This is a genomic window from Ignavibacteria bacterium (assembly GCA_025612375.1).
Classification (GTDB): Bacteria; Bacteroidota; Ignavibacteria; order Ignavibacteriales; family SURF-24; genus JAAXKN01.
Map to the genome: position 1 here is coordinate 1 of JAAXKN010000123.1, position 1379 is coordinate 1379.

The window sequence follows — 1379 nt, forward strand, 5'->3', positions numbered from 1 at the left end:
TAAGTCGAAAGACGATGTATAGGGGCTGACGCCTGCCCAGTGCTGGAAGGTTAAGAGGATGGCTTAGTATATGAAGTAATTCATTATAACGAAGGTTTGAATTGAAGCCCCAGTGAACGGCGGCCGTAACTATAACGGTCCTAAGGTAGCGAAATTCCTTGTCGGGTAAATTCCGACCCGCACGAAAGGCGTAATGATCTGGGAACTGTCTCAACCATAGACTCGGTGAAATCTTAATACCTGTGAAAATGCAGGTTACCCGCGACAGGACGGAAAGACCCCGTGGAGCTTTACTGTAGCTTGATATTGGGATTCGGTATGTTATGTAGAGGATAGGTGGGAGACTATGAGACTAAGACGTCAGTTTTAGTGGAGTCAACCTTGGAATACCACCCTTAACATATTGAATTTCTAACTTAGAATCATAATCTGGTTCAAGGACAGTGTCTGGTGGGCAGTTTGACTGGGGCGGTCGCCTCCTAAAAAGTAACGGAGGCGCCCAATGGTTCCCTCAGAATGGTTGGAAATCATTCAAAGAGCGTAAAGGTATAAGGGAGCTTGACTGCGAGACTTACAAGTCAAGCAGGTACGAAAGTAGGGCTTAGTGATCAGGCGATTCAGTATGGAATGGTCGTCGCTTAACGGATAAAAGTTACCCCGGGGATAACAGGCTGATACCACCCAATAGTTCATATAGACGGTGGTGTTTGGCACCTCGATGTCGGCTCGTCACATCCTGGAGGTGGATTCGCTTCCAAGGGTTCGGCTGTTCGCCGATTAAAGTGGCACGCGAGCTGGGTTCAGAACGTCGTGAGACAGTTCGGTCCCTATCCGTCGTGGGCGTAGGAAAATTGAGGAGAGCTGATTCTAGTACGAGAGGACCGAATCGGACATACCTCTGGTGTATCTGTTGTCACGCCAGTGGCAGCGCAGAGTAGCTATGTATGGAATGGATAACCGCTGAAAGCATATAAGCGGGAAGCCAACTTCAAGATGAGTTTTCCCATTTTTAATAAAGTAAGTTCCCTCAAAGACGATGAGGTTGATAGGTTAGAGGTGGAAGCATGGCAACATGTTGAGCTGACTAATACTAATAGAACGAGGATTTAATCCCATATTAATTTGTGATCCACATTATCATGTTTTCAGAGAATTATTTCTCTAATATTAAATTAGTAACGATAGCAAAGAGGATACACCTGTTCCCATTTCGAACACAGAAGTTAAGCTCTTTCACGCCGAAGATAGTGTAAGCGAAAATAGGTAGTTGCTAATTTTTTTTTTGTTTATTTAGACTATTTTTAGTCTTTTTTTTGTTTATTTTCAAGTTGATTAAATAAAGTCAATTTATAAAAATAATTTATTTGTCAATTTTTTTG

General features: G+C 43.1%; 2 rRNA genes. Both read left to right on the top strand.

The features are described from left to right. Positions 1-1117, top strand: a 23S ribosomal RNA gene (locus tag HF312_21605); the annotation flags it as partial. A 54-nt stretch (positions 1118-1171) separates the two neighbouring features. Next, positions 1172-1276, top strand: a 5S ribosomal RNA gene (rrf, locus tag HF312_21610). The last annotated feature ends 103 nt before the right edge of the window (positions 1277-1379 follow it).